We start from the raw sequence: 17,978 nt of genomic DNA, 5'->3' as shown, positions 1-17,978 counted from the left end.
CCGCACCCTTGCTCATGAAATCAACAAGTGATGAAATCAATGGCATGGAGGATCACAGCGTCCCCGTGGACGACGAGACAGAGGTGTTGGTCGTCGGCGCGGGGCCGGTCGGGCTCACCGCCCGCGCCCTGCTGGAGCGTTGGGGCGTGCGGGTGCTGCTGGTCGAGAAGCACCGGCGGTTGTCGCCCTTCCCGCGGTCCCGGCTGGTCAACGTGCGGTCGATGGAGATCTTCCGGCTGCTCGGGATCGACGCGAAGGTCACGGCGACCGCGTTCGGGCCGGAGTTCGGCCGGATCCGCTTCCGGGAGACCCTGGCCGCCCCCGACTTCGCCTCCGCGGCGCTGGTCGGGATCGACGCGCCGGTGGCCGAGAGCCCGGCGCTCGGGGTGATGACCTCGCAGGACCGGCTCGAACCGCATCTGCTGGCGGCGGCGTCCGCACCGGCGCGGTTCGGGGTCGAACTCACCGGTCTCACGGGACTCAGCGGTCTCGCCGGTCTCAACGGTCTCACGGGTCTCACGGGTCTCACCGAGGAGGAGGACGGGGTGGTGGCCCACCTCGTCGACCGCGGGAGCGGCGCGCGCACGCGGGTACGGGCCCGCTATGTGCTCGCGGCCGACGGCGCGAACTCCACCGTCCGGGACCTGCTCGGCATCGCCACCGCCGGCCCCGGGGCCATCGCCCACCTCACCACCGTGGTCTTCGACGCCGACCTCGACCGCTGGTGCGCCCGGCACCCCGCCGGGGTCTACGTGGCCGCGCACGGCTCGGTCATCCCGCTCTACCCCGAGGGCGGCTGGGCCTGGGCCGGTGCCACCCCCGAGGACACCGGGCACACCGACTGGGCGGGCCTCGTCGGGCACACGCTCGGCACCGGACCCGACGTACGGGTGGACGTGCGGCGGGTCCAGCACTGGGTGATGCAGGCGTTCGTCGCCGAGCGCTTCCGCCACGGCCGCGTCCTGCTCGCCGGTGACGCCGCCCACGCGGTGCCCGTGGTCGGCGGCCTCGGCATGAACGCCGGGCTCGCCGATGTGCACAACCTGTGCTGGAAGGTGGCGGGCGTGCTGCGCGGCTGGGCCGGGCCGGGCCTGCTGGACAGCTACGAGAGGGAACGGCGCCCCGTCGCCCACCGGACGCTCGCCCAGGCGGTGGCCAACGCCGAGCTGATGTTCCAGGTGCAGGCCAGGCGCCGGGAACAGTCGGCCTCCGGGGCGGCACACCCGGAGCAGATCGAACTGCCGTGGTCGGAGCGGTACTTCGCGCAGCTCGGGCTGGTGCTCGGCGTCGCCTACGACTCCGGCGCCGTGCTCGGGGACGGCGGCGCGCCGCCCGAGCCGGAGGACGAGGGCACGGAATACGTCCCCACCACGCGCCCCGGTCACCGCATGCCGCACCTCTGGCTGGCGCCGGAACGCTCCACGCTCGACACCTTCGGCGAGTGGTTCACCCTGCTCACCCCCGACCCCGCCGCCTGGCAGGGGCAGGTCACCGCGCCCTGGCCGCTGCGCGTGGAGCGGCTCCCCGAGGGCTTGGCGGACCTCGGACCGCGGGGGGCGCTGCTGGTGCGCCCGGACGGCCATGTCGGCGCCCGCTGGCCCGACGGCCCGCCCGGCGGCGCGGCCCTGCGCGAGGCGCTGACGGCGATCACCGCAACGGCCCGGTCCCCCATGCCGGTCACCGCGCCCAGGCGATGTGCCTGACCGGCCGCTCGACCGCTGTTCGACTAGCGTCAGGACATGACCAGCGCCATCACCCTCGCCGAGGCCCTCGCCGCCGGTCCCGTCGTCCTCGACGGCGGGATGTCCAACCAGCTGGAGTCCGCCGGGCACGACCTGAGCGACGAGCTGTGGTCGGCGCGGCTGCTCGCGGAGCGGCCCGAGGCGATCACCGAGGCACACCTCGCCTACTACGAGGCCGGCGCCGACGTGGCGATCACCTCCAGCTACCAGGCCACCTTCGAGGGGTTCGCGGGCCGCGGGATCGGGCCGGAGCGGGCGGCCGAACTGCTCACGCTGAGCGTGGAACTGGCCCGTGCGGCGGCCCGCCGGGCGCAGACGGAGCGGCCGCTGTGGGTGGCGGCGTCCGTCGGCCCGTACGGCGCGATGCTCGCCGACGGCTCGGAGTACCGGGGCCGCTACGGCCTGAGCGTCGACGCACTCGAGCGCTTCCACCGCCCCCGGCTGGAGGTCCTGGCCGCCGCCGGTCCCGATGTGCTGGCCCTGGAGACGGTCCCGGACGCCGACGAGGCGCGGGCGCTGCTGCGGGCGGTACGCGGACTCGGGGTCCCGGTGTGGCTGTCGTACTCCGTGGCCGGTGACCGCACCCGCGCGGGCCAGCCGCTGGAGGAGGCCTTCGCGCTCGCCGCCGACGCCGACGAGGTGATCGCGGTCGGCGTGAACTGCTGTGCGCCGCAGGACGTGGACGCGGCCATCGGCACGGCGGCCCGGACCACCGGCAAGCCGGTGGTGGCCTACCCGAACAGCGGCGAGTCCTGGAACGCCCGCACCCGCACCTGGCAGGGCCGGCCCACCTTCACCCCGGCCCGGCTCCACACCTGGCGCGACACGGGCGCCCGACTGATCGGGGGCTGCTGCCGGGTGGGCCCGGAGTCGATCGCGGGAATCGCGAGGACGCTACGGGGATAGACCCCCGCTCACATCCGCCCGGAGGCAGCACGGGAACAGGGAACGCCCACTCCCCGGCAGCCCCGGCTCCGCAGCACCGGGTGGTCCACGGCAGCACGGTGATCGGCGGCTGCCGCCGTGGGAGCCCGGAGGCAAGCGCGCACATCGCCGGGGCGGCGCAGGGTGCAGAGCACCGCCTGCGCCCGGCAGCCCAGATCCGCAGCACCAGGCAGTCCCCGGCAGCACGGTGGTCGGCAGGCGCTGCCGGGTGAGCGCGGAGGCAAGCTCGGAAGTCGCCGGGGCGGCCCCGGTCGAGAGCGCCGACCCCGCCCGGCAGACCGGATCCGTTCCGCCCCGGCACAGCTCCGCAGCCCCTGGCACTCCCCGCGGGCACCGCGATCGGCCGGCGCTGCCGCGTGGGCTCGGGAAGCACCGGGGCCGGGAGCCCGGGCCCGTGTCGCGCCCCGCAGGGGTCAGTGGCGGCGGACCGCGCCGGGGAGGCGGAGCCGTCGTACGACCGAGCGCAGTTCCGGGCCGCGCAGGGGCGGGCCCTCGGCCGGGGGTGGCTGGGGCGGGGGTGCCTCGGGGGTGCTGTCGGCCGCCCACAGGGCGAGTTCGCGGTCCCGGGGGCCGTACGCGGTGTGCGGTGGGCCGGCACCGAAGATCCGCACCGGGTGCGTGTCGTCCCAGTGCTGCCAGCCGGGGTCGCCGTGCTCGGCGAACCGCACCCAGGCGCCGTGCATGGCCTCGGAGAGTTCCGGCGGGGCGCCCGCACCCGCCAGCTTCGCGGACTCGGGGGCGTCGCCGGTGCCGAAGACGAAACCGAGCTCCAGGGCGTGGCAGGCGCCGAGGCCCGGCCGGTTGGAGGGCCAGGCGAACTCGTACACGTACGAGGTGTCCGGGCGGGAGTCGGCCAGTCGGTGCAGCGGGTTGCGCAGCAGGCGGTCGGTGACCATCTGGCCGACGATCTCGGCGGTGCGGGCCCCGGGGTGCAGGGTGCGGTAGCCGCGGGGCACCTCGTGACCGCAGCGGCAGCGGGCCATGGCTCCGGCCAGCGCGAGCGGGCCGAGCCGGTCGACGCGCTCCAGCAGTCCCCCGGGCACCAGCCACAGCCGGTACTCCTCGCTGGTCCAGCCCGTCAGCAGCTCCACGTCGCGCGCTACCCCGCCGTCGACGAGGGCTTCCAGGGGGTCGCGGGGCACGAGGTCGCCGTCGACGACGATCCCGAAGGCGGGCCCGCCGAGCACCGGGCTGCTGAGCCGGCCGGCCTCGGCCTGGGTGCGCAGCAGCAGGTCCCGGTCGACCTCGGCGAAGGCGGCCGCGGTGGCGGGGATCCTCAGCCGGGTGGCCATCCGGCGCACCACCTTGCGCACCTTGTCCCGCTCGGACGCCTCGGGCGGCCCGCTCTGCAGGATCGCCCGCCGCACCAGGCCCTGGGTCCCCGGGGCGGCCAGCAGCGCTCCGACGCTGATGGCTCCGGCGGACTGCCCGGCCAGGGTGATCCGGCCGGGGTCACCCCCGAAGGCCCCGATGGAGGCGTGCACCCACTCCAGGGCGGCGAGCTGGTCCCGCAGCCCGGGGTTGGCGGGGGCGTCCGGGAAGAGGCCGTAACCCTCCACGCCGAGCCGGTAGTTGACGGACACGAACACGATGCCGTTCCGGGCGAAGTGCCGTCCGTCGTAGACGGGCACGGCGGAGGAACCGCGGGTCAGCGCGCCCCCGTGCAGCCACACCAGGACCGGCAGTCGCGCCCCGGGGCCGGGATCGGGGGTCCACACGTTGAGGTTCAGGCAGTCGTCCCCGGCCACCACCGGGTCGGACAGGTACTCCGCGAAGGCCTCGGAGTACGGCGGTTTCGGCGCCGTCGGCCCGAACGCTCCCGCGTCACGGACCCCGTCCCAGGGTTCCGGCGGCAGCGGCGGCCGGAACCGGCGGGGCCCGACGGGCGGCGCCGCGTACGGGATGCCGCGGAACACGGCGACCGTCCGCTCGTACCTGCCGCGCACAGCCCCGTAGGGGGTGCCGACCACGGGGTCAGTCCGGTCCGCCGTCATCCGCCCACCAGCCCTTCGCCACGACCCGCACCGGTTCCATCAGAGCATCACATCGCCCGGGTGTATTCCGGGGGACGGCCTCGGTGCGGGTGGTCGACGTGCCCCAGGGCGCCGGAATGCGGCCGGTCACCGGTGCGCCGGTGGTCTCATTGACCGCCCTTCGTGCCGGATCTACGGTAGAAGGCGCTTTCTGAGACTGTGTCCATCAGCCCGTCAGGAGAGCCATGCCCAGCCGCCCGCCGCAGCCCCTGAGGGCCGTGTTCGCGATGGACCCCGTCCACCTCCCCCGGCTCTTCCCCCCGCCCCTCATGGCCCGGCTCGGGCAGACCTGCGTCCTCGAACCCTCCCTGGTCGTGCAGGACTTCGGCGCCCCGTCGGCCGCCGCGGCGCTGGCCGAAGCGGACGTCCTGATCACGGGCTGGGGGTGCCCCCCGCTGGACGCCGGCCTGTTGACGGCCGCCCCCCGCCTCCGCGCGGTCCTGCACGCCGCGGGCTCGGTCCGCCACCTGATCGGCGACGACGTCTGGGAGCGCGGCATCACCGTGTCCAGCGCGGCAGCGGCGAACGCCGTCCCGGTCGCCGAGTACACCCTGGCGATGATCCTGCTGGCGGGGAAGGACGCCTTCGCCCACCGGGACCGCTACCGCACCACCCACACCCTCCCGGCCCCCGCGGACACCGCGAGCACCGGCAACCTGGGCCGCCGCGTCGGCGTCATCGGCGCCTCCCGGGTGGGCAGACGCCTGCTGGAGCTGCTGCGCCCCTTCGACTTCGGCGTCCTGCTGCACGATCCCTACGCGACCCCGCAGGAAGCGGCGGCCCTGGGCGCCGAACCGGTGCCGCTGGAGACCCTCCTGAGCCGCAGTGACATCGTCACCCTGCACGCCCCCGACCTGCCCGGGACCCACCGCATGCTGGACGCCGCCCGACTGTCGCTGCTCCGGGACGGCGCGGTCCTGATCAACACGTCCCGAGGCGCCCTGGTCGACCCGGACGCCCTCACCGGCGAGCTGGTCTCGGGGCGCCTCAGCGCGATCCTCGACGTGACGGAACCCGAGCCGCTGCCCGCCGACTCCCCCCTGTACCGGCTCCCCAACGTCGTCCTCACCCCTCACATCGCGGGCTCCCTCGGCAACGAGCTGGAGCGCCTGGGCCGCACGGTCGTGGCGGAACTGGAACGCCTGGCGGCCGGTCAGGCCCCGGCTCACGAGGTACGCCGCGCGGACCTGACCCGGGTGGCGTGACCGGCACCTGATCCCGGCCGGACGGCTCCGGCAGCGGCGGCTCTTCCGCAGATCCTGCGGCGAACCTAGGGTAGGAAGCGCTTACTATCGCGCTGGGCGAGACGTTCGACGGCCCTCGGGCGGGCCGGAGAGGTGGTTCCGGATGGTCCGTACGGGGAGGGCGCACATGACGGCGGGGCCGACCCTGGCCGTGGTCGCCCGGGAGGCGGGGGTGTCGGTGCCCACCGCCTCCAAGGTGGTCAACGGCCGTGAGGACGTCGCGCCCGAGACCCGGCGCCGGGTCACCGAGGCCCTGGACCGGCTCGGTTACGTCCGCAGACCCCGCTTCGACGGGGTCAGGACACCCGGCTTCGTCGACCTGGTGGTGCACACACTGGACAGCTCCTGGTCGGGCGCCGTCCTGCACGGGGTCGAGGCGGCCGCCCACGACGCCGGACTGGAGGTGATCGTCTCGGCCGGGCTGCCCCGGGCCACGCCCGGCCGTCCGGAGCGCGGCTGGCTGGACAAGCTCACCGCGCGCGGCTCCTCCGGAGTGCTGTTCGACCGGACCGAGCCGACCCCCGTCCAGTACGCCTGGCTCGAACAGCACAGCATCCCGTTCGTGATGATCGACCCGGTCGTCGAACCCCCGCCGGGCGTGGTGTCGGTGGGCGCGGCGAACTGGCGGGGCGGGGTGACGGCGACCGAGCATCTGCTGGCGCTCGGGCACGAGCGGATCGCCGTGGTGGCCGGCGACCGGGCCACCCTGGCGGACAGCGCCCGGGTGGCCGGCTACCGCTCGGCGCTGGCCTCGGCGGGCGTGCGCCACCGGCCCGAGTACCTCCGGTACGCGGGCTCCGACGAGGACCTCGCCGACCTCGCCGGCCGCCGGACCGGGGAGCTGCTGGACCTGCCCGAGCCGCCGACCGCCCTGTTCGTCTCCTCGGACCGGATGGCGCACGGGGTGTACGCGGCCCTCGCCGCACGGGAGTTGAGCGTCCCGGACGACCTCAGCGTCGTCGGCTTCGACGATCTGCCGCAGTCCCGCTGGATCACCCCGGCGCTCACCACGGTCCGTCAGCCGCTGTCCGAGATGGCGGCGACGGCCCTGCGGCTGCTGGTGCGGATGATGGCCGGGGACCGGCCCGAGAGCACCCGTACCGAACTGTCGACACGGCTGGTGGAGCGGGCGAGCACGGCCGCCCCGAGTTTGGCATGTCCCGCTGGTCGTTCATAGGTTGACCCGATGGGTCTCATCGACAGGCTGACCGGCACCTGCTACCCCGAGGACGGGGCCGTGCCGCTGTCGGCGTCGGACGTCCGGGCCGCGCTGCTCGCGCTCAACGGCCCGGACGCGCCGTACCGCATACGCACCGCGCTGACCGCGGAGAAGGCCGATCTGGTGGCGGAGTGGCGGATCCCGCCGTTCGCCTCGGGCCGGCTGGAGCGGACCGTGAAGACACGGATGCTGCTGGTCCCCGGGCGGCGCGAGGTGCGCAGCGTCGACGAGCAGTGGGAGGTGAAGCGGGCCGGGAACCCGCCGCGCTGGGTGGTTTCGCGCCGGCACTCCGTCGGGCAGCTGAACTGGGTCGAGCGGCAGTGGGCCTACGAGCGGGGCGCCGACGGGCGGCGGCAGAAGGTCGAGACGTTCCGCTTCGACTCCCGGCAGGTCAAGGACCCGTTGCGGGCGGCGGCGCTGGCGGCGGGGTGGAGCTGGCGCGGGATGATGTTCAGGCTCGCGCCGCCCAGGTGATCCCGCCGCGCAGGTGGGCGCGGAAGCCGGGGTCGTCGTAGGCCTCGGCCGCGTGCCCGAGGGCGGTGTAGAAGACGCGTCCGGCGCCCTGTTCGCGGCACCAGGCGAGGGGGTGGTCGGCGCCCATGCCGCCGCCCTCGTACGACGTCTCGTCGGCGGTCAGCAACACCCGCGCCGACGCTCGGGGGTTGGTGTCGAAGTCGTACCACTCGTCGGTGAAGTCCCAGACGGGCGGCAGGTGGCGGGTCGCCGGGTGGTCGTGGTCCTCGACCAGGGCGCGGCCCGGCTGGAAGTCCGGGTGGCGGGTGAAGCGGGCGCCCAGCAGCTCGCCGTACCAGGGCCACCCGTACTCGGTGCAGGCCGCCGCGTGCACCCCGACGAATCCGCCGCCCGCCTCGACGTATCCGGCCAGCCGCTCCCGTCCGGCCGGGGTCAGTACCTCGCCGCTGGTGGAGAGGAAGACGACGGCGGCGTACGGCTCCAGGGGCGCGGCGAGCGCGGCCGGGTCCTCGCTGTGGTCGACCGCGAAGTCCCCGAGGGTGCGCAGCGCGGCGACGGCGGCCGGGATGGAGTCGTGCCGGTAGTCGGTGGTGCGGGTGAAGACGAGGAGTCGCGGGCCCATGGCCGACGAGCGTACGGCCCCGGCCGGCCGCCGGGCCGGTCGGGTCGTTCTCGCCTCAACCGGTCCGGTGGGCTATGCCGACTGGTTCCCGTCCGTTTTCTTCAAGACCGGCGCCCGGCCGCTGCCTACGGTGGGGGCATGACTCCGCGATTCGACGCCTTCGGGCTGGTGGTCTCCGACATGGCCGCCGCCGTCACCTTCTACCGCCGCCTCGGCTTCGCCTTCCCCGAAGGGGCCGAGAACGAGCCGCACGCCGAGGCCGGACTGCCCGGCGGGCTGCGGCTGATGCTCGACACCGAGGAGATGGCGCGCTCCCTCCACCCCGGATGGCAGCCGCCCTCCGGGTCCCGGCACTCCCTGGCCCTGCTCTGCGACCACCCCGGCGAGGTCGACACGGTGTACGAGGAGCTGGTCGGCGCCGGATACCACGGCGAGCTCAAGCCCTGGGACGCCTTCTGGGGCCAGCGGTACGCGGTCGTGCACGACCCGGACGGCAACGGCGTCGACCTGTTCGCGCCGCTACCGGCGGCCGAGTAGCTCACCCAGCGGCACCCCGGCCAACTCCTTGACCTCCCGCGCCAGATGGGCCTGGTCGGCGAATCCGGCACGGGCCGCCGCCTCGGCGAACGGCACCTCGGCGGCGAGGCGCAGGGCCCGCCTGAAGCGCAGGATGCGGGCCAGCGTCTTCGGCCCGTACCCGAACGCGTCCCGCGCCCGCCGGTGCAACTGGCGTGCGCCGAGACCGAGCTCGTCGGCGGTGGCGGCGACGGGCCGGCCCGCGTCCAGGGCGCCGACCAGCCGGCGCAGCAGGGGATCGGGCGGCTCGGCGCGCTCCAGGACGAGGTCCTCCAGCGCCCTCGGCAGGTCGGCCGATGCTGCGACCCGCCCCGACAGCCGCCGTACCTCGGAGGCGGGCCACAGCTCGGCGAGGTCGACGCGCCGGTCCCGCAGTTCGTGCGCGGGCACGCCCAGGAAGGCGGGCGCGGCACCGGGGAAGAAGCGCACGCCGTACCAGTCGCCCGCCGCGCCCTCGGTGCGGTGGGCCCGGGTGTCGGCGCCCGCGACGATCAGCCAGCCTTCGTGCCAGAGCAGGTCCATGCAGCCGTCGGGGAGCACGCGCCCGGTGCCGGGCGAGGTGTTCGCCCAGACGACGGCGCCTGAGAGCCGGGAGGGCCGTTCCTCGTACACGGCGTCACGTCCCCCTCGCCCGGTGCTCCTGCGGGCTCACCCCGTGGACCCGTTTGAAGGCGCTGGACAGGGCGAAGGCGCTGCCGTAGCCGACCCGGCGGGCGATCGCCTCGAGCGTGTCGCCGGTGTCCCGCAGCGCGTCCGCGGCGAGGGCCAGCCGCCAGCCGGTGAGGTAGGTCATCGGCGGCTCCCCGACCAGCTCCGTGAACCGCCGGGCGAGCGCCGCCCGTGACACCCCCGCCTTCGCCGCCAGGGACGCCACCGTCCAGGGGTGCGCCGGATCGTCCTGCACCAGCCTCAGCACCCGTCCGACCACCGGATCGGCGAGCGCCCGGTACCAGCCGGGCGCCGCCGCCTCGGGCCGGGAGAACCAGGCCCGCAGCGCCGCGATGACCAGCAGGTCCAGCAGCCGGTCCAGGACCACTTCCTGGCCCGGCTCGTCCCGGACGATCTCCTCCATGAGGAACGGGGTGAGCGGGCAGTCCCACACCTCGGCCGTGAGCGTCAGCAGCGGCGGCAGCGCGTCCAGCAGCCGCCCGCTGACCTCGCCCTGCCACAGGTAGGTGCCGATCAGCATGACGGCCGCGCCGTCGAGCCGGTCGCCCCAGGTCCGCACGCCGAGGTCCATCACGCCGTTGAGCGAGCGGCCGTCGGGGTAGCGGCACTCCCCGCCCGGCAGGATCAGCGCCTGCGGCGGGGTGTCCGGGGCGTCGGCGCAGGTGTACGGGTCGGGGCCGCGGGCGATCGCGAGATCGCCGGGGCGCAGCAGCACCCGCTCCCCGGTGTCCGGCACGATCCACGCCTCGCCGCGGGCCATCACCATCACGGTCAGCGGGGCGCGGTCCTCGATGCGGACGGCCCAGGGCGGGTCGAAGCACGCGCGGATCATGAAGGCGCCACGCGCGCGTGGGCCCTCCAGCAGGCCGGCCAGGGCATCCATGCCGCCAGCGTAGACGCGTGCGCATGGGAATGAGCCTTTCGGCGATGGGGACTTGGGGCGCGCGGCCGTTGACTTGAGCCATGACGACGCACACGCGCAACGCGACAGTGATGGTGACCGGCGCCTCGGGCCGTACCGGCAGCCGGGTGGTGCAGGCCGTACGGGCGGCCGGTCTGGACGTACGGGAGGCGACGCGGTCCCGGGGCTTCGACTGGGAGGACCCGGCGACCTGGGCGGACGCCCTGCGCGGCGCCGATGCCGCGTACCTGATGTACCCGACCGACGTGGGTTCGCCGGCCGCGGCCGAGGGCGTCGGGGCGCTGGCCCGGGAGGCGGTCGGACTCGGCGTACGGCGTCTGGTGCTGCTGTCGGCGCGCGGCGAGGACCAGGCGCTGCCGACGGAGGAGGCGCTGGCGTCCTCGGGCGCGGACTGGACGGTCGTACGGGCGGCGTGGTTCGCCCAGAACTTCAGCGAGGGCCCGCTGGCGGACGGGCTGCGCGAGGACGGGCGGCTGGTCTTCCCGGCCGGGGAGGTGGCGGAGCCGTTCATCGACGTACGGGACATCGCGGAGGTGGTGGCGGCGGTGCTGACCGCCGGGGACCGGTACGCGGGCCGGACGCTGGAGGTCACCGGGCCGCGGCTGCTGTCCTTCCGGCAGGCCGTCGCGGAGGTGTCGGGGGCCACGGGCGCCGAGCTGGATTACGTGCCGGTGCCGGCGCGGGCGTACGGGGAGCACCTGACCGGCTTCGGTGTGCCGCCGGAGGAGGCACAGCTGCTGGTGGAGGTCTTCGAGACCCTGCTGGACGGCCGCAACGCCCACCTCACCGACGGGGTCCGGCAGGTCCTGGGCCGGGAGCCCCGCGACTTCGCGGACTTCGCCCGGGAGGCCGCGGCGGCGGGCGCCTGGAAGGGGTGACGGGCGCGGTCAGTGGCCGTCGGGCTTGTGCGGGGGGTGCGGGCTCTTCACATGGGTGCGCAGCCGGGACGAGAGGTCCTCGGGGGGCAGGAAGCGGGACCAGCGTTCGGGGAACTCCGAGGGCATGTCCGGGTCGTCCGGGTCGTCGAGGGCGGCCTCGCGCTGGGCGGCGGCGCGGGCGACGTACTCGGCGACCTGGGCCTCGCGCAGCCGCTCGTTGGCGGCGCGCGCGGCGGCCGTCGCGGCGGCCGGCCAGACCCGGTCGATCGCCGCGTTGACCGCGGCCCCGACGAGGACCGCGAACGCGGACACGCCGATCCACAGCAGGACGGCGACGGCGGCGGCGAGGGAGCCGTAGATCGTGGCGCCCTCGACCGTGTTGGTGAGGTAGATCCGCAGCAGGAAGCTGCCGAGGACCCACATGCCGAGGGCGACCAGGGCGCCGGGGACGTCCTCGATCCACGGGGAGCGGACCGGCACGGAGACGTGGTACAGCGTCGTCAGGAACGCGATGGACAGCAGGATGACCACCGGCCAGTACAGCACCTGGACCAGGGTCTGCGACCACGGCAGGACGTTGAGCACCGCGTCCGGGCCCGCCACCATCAGCGGCAGGGCGATCGAGCCGATCACCAGGGCCACCAGGAAGAGCACGAAGGCGACCAGCCGCGTCTTCACGATGCCGCGGACGCCGTCGAGGCCGTACATGACGGTGATGGTGTCGATGAAGACGTTCACCGCGCGGGAGCCCGACCACAGCGCGAACAGGAAGCCGATGGAGATGACGTCGGGGCGGCCGCCCTTCATCACGTCGTCGAGGATCGGCTGGGCGATCTGGCGGACGCCCCGGTCCGACAGGACCGTGCGGGAGGCCTCGATGAGGTTCGCCTCCAGGCTGCTGATGGTGTCGGTGCCGGTCCAGGCGTCGACGTGACCGAGCAGTCCGATCATGCTCAGCAGCAGCGGCGGGACCGAGAGCAGCGTGAAGAAGGCCGCCTCCGCCGCGAGCCCCAGGATCCGGTACTCGATGCACGAGTTGACCGTGTCCTTGAGCAGCAGCCAGGCGGTCCGGCGCTTCGAGACGTTCCGGTAGAGGGCACGTGCCCGGTGGAGACGGCCGGAGGGCCTCTGGGGGGGTTCACTTGCTGGCTGCACGACCTAACGGTATCCGTCGCCGGGCCCGCTCCCGCCCCGCCCCGGGGGCCGCCGCGTCGGTGGGGTGAGTGCCCCGATCCGGACGGGTAGGTTCACAGCCATGGACGGCACCACCCACACCGTGACGAACCAGCCCCCGCCCCTGATCGGGTACGACGTCTACGCGGCCGACCGGGCGCTGACGGCGGCGGTCGAACGGCACCTCGACCCGGCCCTGCTCTCCGACGCGACCAGCGAGTTGTCGGCCCTGGGCCGGTCGGCCTCCGCGGCCCAGCTGCAGGAGTGGGCGGTGCAGGCCGACCAGAACCCGCCGCGGCTGCGCACCCACGACCGCTACGGCAACCGCGTCGACGAGGTCGACTTCCATCCGGCCTGGCACCGGCTGCTCGGCAAGGGGGTCGCCGCGGGGCTGACCGCGGCCTGGACCCGGCCCGGCGGGCATGTGCGGCGGGCCGCCGGGCTCCTGGTGTGGACACAGGTCGAGGCCGGCAACTGCTGTCCGCTGTCGATGACCCACGCCGCCGTACCGGCGCTGCGCCACGAGCCGGACCTGGCCGCCGAGTGGGAGCCCCGGCTGACCTCCGTGATCTACGACCGTGAGCTGCGGCCCGCCCGGCACAAGGCGGGGGCGCTGTTCGGGATGGCCCTGACGGAGAAGCAGGGCGGCAGCGACCTCCGGGCGAACACGACGGCCGCGCGGCCCCTGGGCGACGGCCGGTCCTACGAGCTGACCGGGCACAAGTGGTTCTGCTCGGCGCCGATGTCGGACGGGTTCCTGGTCCTCGCCCGGGCGCCGGAGGGACTGACCTGCTTCCTGGTGCCCCGGGTGCTGGAGGACGGCACCCGCAACCCCTTCCACCTCCAGCGCCTCAAGGACAAGCTGGGCAACCGGTCCAACGCCTCAGCGGAGGTCGAGCTGGCGGGGACCTGGGCGCGGCGGGTCGGCGAGGAGGGGCGCGGGGTGCGGACCGTCGTCGAGATGGTGGCGGCGACCCGTCTCGACTGCGTGCTGGCCTCGGCGGGGCTGATGCGGCAGGCCGTCGTCCAGGCGATCCACCACTGCGACCACCGGGAGGCGTTCGGCGGCCGGCTGGCCGACAAGCCGCTGATGCGCAACGTGCTGGCCGACCTCGCCCTGGAGTCGGAGGCGGCGACCGCGCTGGGCCTGCGGCTCGCGGCGGCCTGCGACGACGGCGGCGAGCAGGAGCGGGCGCTGCTGCGGATCGCGGTGCCGGCCGCCAAGTACTGGGTGACCAAGCGCTGTACGCCGGTGACGGTGGAGGCGTCCGAGTGCCTGGGCGGCAACGGCTACGTCGAGGAGTCCGGAATGCCCCGGCTGGTACGGGAGTCGCCGCTGAACTCGATCTGGGAGGGGGCGGGGAACGTCCAGGCGCTGGATGTCCTGCGGGCGCTGCGGCGCGAACCGGCCGCGCTGAACGCCTACCTCATGGAGATCGGCCGGGCCCGCGGCGCCGACCACCGGCTGGACGCCGCGATCAAGGGCCTGCTGACCGAACTGGCCGATTTGGAGAGCATCGAGGGCCGGGCGAGGCGCCTGACGGAGCGGCTGGCCCTGGTGCTCCAGGCGTCCCTGCTGGTCCGGTTCGCCCCGCCGGAGGTGGCCGACGCCTTCTGCGCGTCGCGTCTGGGCGAGGACGGCGGCGCCACCTTCGGGACCCTGCCGGCGACCCTGGATCTGGAGTCCGTGGTGGATCGGGCCAGGCCGGAGGTCTGACCGAGGGGTGCGGGCGACCGGGCGACGCCCTTGAGAACACCCGCCCCGCGGTGCCGCGAGGGGTGGTGCCGCGCCGACACGGCACCACCCTCCGCACAGGCCCGTTCGAGGCCGCTGGCGCCGCTCGGGACGGCGTTGCTCAAGTTTCAATCAGGCCATGGCCCACCACCAGGGTTGCAGGGGGTTGCAACTCGCCGACTCCTCTGGTCGGACTGGCTCCGTCCGCCGGGGATGGGCTGCACTATGAGACAACGGGTCAGGAAAGACCGACGCACTCCCGGGGAGGACTCGTGGCGCTGTCACCCATGGACGTGACGCAGTTGGTCGCCGTCGACGCGGCGCGCGCGGCGCGTGTGCTGAACGACGTGCGCAACGCCACCCTCGCCGGGCAGCGCGCGCCGGTCGCGCCGCGCCCGGTGATCGAGCAGTCCTGGGACCGGATGCTGCGCAGCGGGGTCGACCCGGACCGCGACGTCCGCTCCGGGCTGCTGTCCCGCGAGGAGGTGCAGCGGCGGCGGGAGACCAGCGCGCTGCGGCATGTGCTGCCGGTCCTGCGCGAAGGGCTGCTGTCGGTCGCGGACGTCGCCCACCACATCATGGTCGTCGCCGACGAGGACGGCCGGGTGCTGTGGCGCGAGGGCAGCGCGCCGGTGCTGCGCAAGGCCGACGGGCTCGGCTTTGAACTCGGCGCGGACTGGCGCGAGGACGTCGTCGGCACCAACGGCGTGGGCACCCCGGCCGTGGTGCGCCGGCCGGTGCAGGTCTTCGCCTCCGAGCACTTCGTGCGCACCCACGCCGCCTGGACCTGCGCCGGCGCCCCGATCACGGATCCGCGGGACGGCCGGCTGATCGGCGTGGTGGACATCAGCGGACCGCTGGAGACCATGCATCCGGCGACCCTCGCCCTGGTGGACACGGTCGCCAAGCTCGCCGAGTCCCGGTTGCGGGAGGTGCATCTGACCGCGCTGGAGCGGCTGCGCGCGGTGGCGGCGCCGGTGCTGTCCCGGCTCGCCGGGCGGGCACTGGTGGTGGACCGGGACGGCTGGTGCGCGGCGGTGACCGGGATGCCGTACCCGCACCGGATCGCGCTGCCCAAGTCGCTCGGGGCGGGCCGCCGGTGGCTGCCGCCGCTCGGGCTGTGCGCCGTGGAGCCGCTGGCGGGCGGCTGGCTGCTCAGGCCCGCCGGCGAGCCGGAGCCGCGCGGGGGCACGCGGATCGTGCTGGATCTGTCGCAGCCGCGCCGCTGGTCGATGACGGTGACCGGGGGCGCGGACACCTGGAGCCATGAACTGAGTCCAAGGCATGCGGAGTTGCTCTACCTGCTGGCACTGAACCGGGGCGGGATGAGCGCGGCGCGCCTGGCCGAGGAGATGTTCGCCGACCCGGGCCGCACGGTGACGGTCCGGGCCGAGATGTCCCGAGTACGGCGATATCTCGGAGGGCTGCTCGACCATCGGCCGTATCGTTTCTGCGAGTCGGCGGAGGTCGAGGTGCTGCTCCCCGGGAACCCACGCGACCTGCTGCCGCACTCGACGGCGCCGGGTGTGGCGGACGGCCGTACGCACTGAAGCTCCCGAGGTGGCATCTTCCGCACAATTACGGGGTCTTCGTCCGCGACCACACCCCGCTGCCGTAGCATCCCGGGTGGGCCACCCCACCTGCTCCTTGGTCAACGTACGGATCAACAGGCGCAGTTGGCCCGCACCGGGAGGACGTCATGACACAGCAACGCGGCAGGCACCGCCGGCGCAAGAGGGGCCGCGCGCTGCGGGGAGTGCTGGCCGGAACCGCCCTCGCGCTCACCGCGGCCGCCACCCTGATCAGCGCCTCGCAGGCCACGGTCGAGGAGGACCCGGGGGCGCTGAAGCCCCTCACCTCCCGCGCCGAGCTGGACCCCCTGCGGCTGCGCGAGGAACTGCTGCCCGAGGCGGCCATGGACCGGCTCGGCACCCGGCTGGGCCGCCCGGCCGGCGTCGGCACGGTGCTCGCCGACGCCGACGGCACCCTGCGCGACCCGGACGACTGCACCGGCACCGAGCGCGCGGCGCTTCCGGTGGCGCCCGCGGCCACGCGCGCGTACTGCTGGGACGCCGCCGACACCCGGGGCCTCAGGTCCGGCGCGGTCACCACCTCCGGGGACGCCGACGACGACGGCCGCTGGGGCGACCACCGCGTGGTGCTGTCCGCCTGGTCCGGCGACCGGCGCTCGCAGGTCGCCTTCGTCGACGCGGACGACCCCGGCCGGCTGACCTACACCTGGGTGCGGCTCGCCGTCCCCACGGACGACGGCCGTGCCCACCGCCCGCTGCGCTCGACGCTGTCGGGCATGGTCTGGTACCAGGACAAACTGCTGGTCACCGCGAGGGACGGACTGTACGTCTACGACGTGCACGGCGTCCGGCGCGCCACCGGGGCGGACGGCTCCCGGTACGTGCTGCCGGCCGTCGGCGTGTACCGCTCGGCCGGACCGGCCCCCACGGCCCTCTCACTGGACCGCAGCACCTCCCCCGACAGCCTGGTGGCGAGCCGGGACGGCCGGCTGTGGCGGTACGCGTTCAGCGCGGACCCGGGCCGCCGCGGGCTGCTCGCCACCGGGACCGCGACCGAGGCGTACGCGACCGGGGCGGACGATCTCGCCGGGGTGCTGTCGCACCGCTCCCGCTGGTACCTGACGCAGCGGGCCGAGGAGCGCGGCAGGCTGTGGCGGCAGACCGCGGACGGGGCCGAGGCCACCCGCTGCGGGGCCGACGGGACACGGCTGTGCTGGACCGGGCCGACCCCGTCCCTGTCGTACTGGCAGCAGACCGGAGAGGTCTGGTCGCAGTCGGGGCGGACCCTGTTCGCGCTGCCGCTGCACGCGATCGACAGAGCACTGGACTAGATGATTGTCTGGGCGACATGCCCAACATGCCCGTGACCACCTGGTCCCTGGAGCAGACGGACCCGTCCGACCTGCTGCCGGCCGCCGCCCCCGAGGGCGACGTGCGGATCGTCCGCTCCGCGGTCCCCTCCCCCGAGTTCAGCCGCTTCCTGTACGCCTCCGTCGGCGGCGACATCCGCTGGATCGACCGGCTGGACTGGAGCTACGCCCGGTGGCAGGAGCACCTGGAGCGCCCCGGCGTGGAGACCTGGGTCGCCTACGACCACGGCACGCCCGCCGGGTACGTGGAGCTGAGCCCGCAGGACGACGGGGTCGTGGAGATCGAGTACTTCGGGCTGATCCCCGCCTTCCGGGGCCGCCGCATCGGCGGCCACCTGCTGTCGTACGGCGCCGCGCGCGCCTGGGACCTCGCCGACCGCTGGCCGGGGCGGGCGCCGACGAAGCGCGTCTGGCTGCACACCTGCAGCCTGGACGGCGAGCACGCGATGGACAACTACCAGCGCCGGGGCTTCAAGCTGTTCGACACCAAGGTCGAGGAGCAGGCGCAGGTGACCACCCCGGGCCCCTGGCCGGGCGCATACCCCGCCTGACCTGCACGAGGCGGCACATTGACGGCATGTGACCCAGAACACCCTTGTCTCGCTCTTCGAGACAAGGGTGTCCGCATTTTGGACGAAGCTGGACTGTGTCCAGATCGCCGTGACACGCTTCCGTCATGCCTGGAACTGGAATTGCCTTGGTGAGTCGGCGGCACGTCGACCTCGGCCGCATGTCCAGCGCCATCTGTCCGGCGCGCTGAGAGTTCATCCAGCACCGCCCGGCATCTCCCCCTTTGCCTGCTTTCCCGCGCAAGGACGCGCACGTCTGCCCGTGCGCGCACGCG

At 74.5% G+C, this 17,978-nt stretch carries 17 protein-coding genes; 12 read left to right on the top strand and 5 right to left on the bottom strand.

Going from position 1 to position 17,978, the window contains the following annotated elements:
- Window positions 1-44: 44 nt before the first annotated feature.
- The gene (locus M8H82_RS06200) at window positions 45-1,703 is read left to right on the top strand and encodes an FAD-dependent monooxygenase (RefSeq protein ID WP_250071428.1); all 1,659 of its coding nucleotides are present in this window, start codon (window positions 45-47) and stop codon (window positions 1,701-1,703) included.
- A 36-nt stretch (window positions 1,704-1,739) separates the two neighbouring features.
- Window positions 1,740-2,648 (top strand): homocysteine S-methyltransferase, encoded by a 909-nt coding sequence (mmuM, locus tag M8H82_RS06195; RefSeq protein ID WP_250071427.1) that lies wholly within the window; start codon window positions 1,740-1,742, stop codon window positions 2,646-2,648.
- A 452-nt stretch (window positions 2,649-3,100) separates the two neighbouring features.
- Here the strand turns inward: mmuM and M8H82_RS06190 are convergent, their stop codons facing one another.
- Entirely contained in the window at window positions 3,101-4,681 is a 1,581-nt protein-coding gene (locus M8H82_RS06190; protein WP_250071426.1) for a carboxylesterase/lipase family protein, read from the bottom strand.
- Window positions 4,682-4,905: 224 nt separating this feature from the next.
- Between M8H82_RS06190 and M8H82_RS06185 the strand changes: the two genes are divergently transcribed.
- The 3 genes from M8H82_RS06185 to M8H82_RS06175 all read left to right on the top strand — a co-directional run bounded on the left by M8H82_RS06185 (window position 4,906) and on the right by M8H82_RS06175 (window position 7,657).
- The gene (locus M8H82_RS06185; protein ID WP_250071425.1) at window positions 4,906-5,925 is read left to right on the top strand and encodes a hydroxyacid dehydrogenase; all 1,020 of its coding nucleotides are present in this window, start codon (window positions 4,906-4,908) and stop codon (window positions 5,923-5,925) included.
- Window positions 5,926-6,067: 142 nt separating this feature from the next.
- The gene (locus M8H82_RS06180; protein ID WP_250071424.1) at window positions 6,068-7,141 is read left to right on the top strand and encodes a LacI family DNA-binding transcriptional regulator; all 1,074 of its coding nucleotides are present in this window, start codon (window positions 6,068-6,070) and stop codon (window positions 7,139-7,141) included.
- A gap of 9 nt (window positions 7,142-7,150) precedes the next feature.
- Window positions 7,151-7,657, top strand: coding sequence for a hypothetical protein (locus M8H82_RS06175; protein WP_250071423.1), 507 nt, complete (start codon window positions 7,151-7,153; stop codon window positions 7,655-7,657).
- On the opposite strand, the gene M8H82_RS06170 is transcribed toward M8H82_RS06175, so the two are convergent.
- Complete coding sequence (locus M8H82_RS06170) at window positions 7,635-8,279, bottom strand: ThuA domain-containing protein (protein ID WP_250071422.1); 645 nt, start codon at window positions 8,277-8,279, stop codon at window positions 7,635-7,637. The two genes, M8H82_RS06175 and M8H82_RS06170, sit on opposite strands and share 23 nt — an antisense overlap.
- A 138-nt stretch (window positions 8,280-8,417) precedes the next feature.
- Here M8H82_RS06170 and M8H82_RS06165 point away from each other — a divergent pair, with 138 nt between their 5' ends.
- Window positions 8,418-8,816, top strand: coding sequence for a VOC family protein (locus tag M8H82_RS06165; protein ID WP_250071421.1), 399 nt, complete (start codon window positions 8,418-8,420; stop codon window positions 8,814-8,816).
- On the opposite strand, the gene M8H82_RS06160 is transcribed toward M8H82_RS06165, so the two are convergent.
- Both M8H82_RS06160 and M8H82_RS06155 read right to left on the bottom strand, forming a co-directional pair.
- Window positions 8,799-9,467 carry a helix-turn-helix domain-containing protein gene (locus M8H82_RS06160; RefSeq protein WP_250071420.1) on the bottom strand — a complete coding sequence of 223 codons (669 nt, stop codon included), beginning with the start codon at window positions 9,465-9,467 and terminating at the stop codon, window positions 8,799-8,801. The genes M8H82_RS06165 and M8H82_RS06160 overlap by 18 nt on opposite strands.
- Before the next feature lie 4 nt (window positions 9,468-9,471).
- Window positions 9,472-10,407 (bottom strand): AraC family transcriptional regulator, encoded by a 936-nt coding sequence (locus M8H82_RS06155; RefSeq protein ID WP_250071419.1) that lies wholly within the window; start codon window positions 10,405-10,407, stop codon window positions 9,472-9,474.
- An 80-nt stretch (window positions 10,408-10,487) separates the two neighbouring features.
- Between M8H82_RS06155 and M8H82_RS06150 the strand changes: the two genes are divergently transcribed.
- Window positions 10,488-11,324, top strand: coding sequence for an NAD(P)H-binding protein (locus tag M8H82_RS06150; protein WP_250071418.1), 837 nt, complete (start codon window positions 10,488-10,490; stop codon window positions 11,322-11,324).
- Between the two features lie 9 nt (window positions 11,325-11,333).
- Here the strand turns inward: M8H82_RS06150 and M8H82_RS06145 are convergent, their stop codons facing one another.
- Window positions 11,334-12,479: a YihY/virulence factor BrkB family protein gene (locus M8H82_RS06145; protein ID WP_250071417.1), complete on the bottom strand. Its 1,146-nt coding sequence runs from the start codon at window positions 12,477-12,479 to the stop codon at window positions 11,334-11,336.
- Window positions 12,480-12,579: 100 nt separating this feature from the next.
- Between M8H82_RS06145 and M8H82_RS06140 the strand changes: the two genes are divergently transcribed.
- The 5 genes from M8H82_RS06140 (at window position 12,580) to M8H82_RS36730 (ending at window position 17,894) form a co-directional block, all read left to right on the top strand.
- Window positions 12,580-14,214, top strand: coding sequence for an acyl-CoA dehydrogenase family protein (locus M8H82_RS06140; protein WP_250071416.1), 1,635 nt, complete (start codon window positions 12,580-12,582; stop codon window positions 14,212-14,214).
- A gap of 290 nt (window positions 14,215-14,504) precedes the next feature.
- On the top strand, window positions 14,505-15,782 hold the full coding sequence (locus tag M8H82_RS06135) for a helix-turn-helix domain-containing protein (protein ID WP_250071415.1): 1,278 nt from the start codon (window positions 14,505-14,507) through the stop codon (window positions 15,780-15,782).
- Window positions 15,783-15,931: 149 nt separating this feature from the next.
- Entirely contained in the window at window positions 15,932-17,095 is a 1,164-nt protein-coding gene (locus M8H82_RS06130) for a hypothetical protein (protein ID WP_250071414.1), read from the top strand.
- Window positions 17,096-17,112: 17 nt separating this feature from the next.
- On the top strand, window positions 17,113-17,685 hold the full coding sequence (locus M8H82_RS06125) for a GNAT family N-acetyltransferase (protein WP_250071413.1): 573 nt from the start codon (window positions 17,113-17,115) through the stop codon (window positions 17,683-17,685).
- Between the two features lie 125 nt (window positions 17,686-17,810).
- Complete coding sequence (locus M8H82_RS36730) at window positions 17,811-17,894, top strand: putative leader peptide (RefSeq protein ID WP_310887545.1); 84 nt, start codon at window positions 17,811-17,813, stop codon at window positions 17,892-17,894.
- The last annotated feature ends 84 nt before the right edge of the window (window positions 17,895-17,978 follow it).

The sequence above is a fragment of the Streptomyces sp. YS415 genome (assembly GCF_023544665.1).
Taxonomy (GTDB): Bacteria; Actinomycetota; Actinomycetes; order Streptomycetales; family Streptomycetaceae; genus Streptomyces.
Note: the sequence above shows the minus strand (reverse complement) of the source record. Positions and strands in the feature narration are given on the sequence as shown.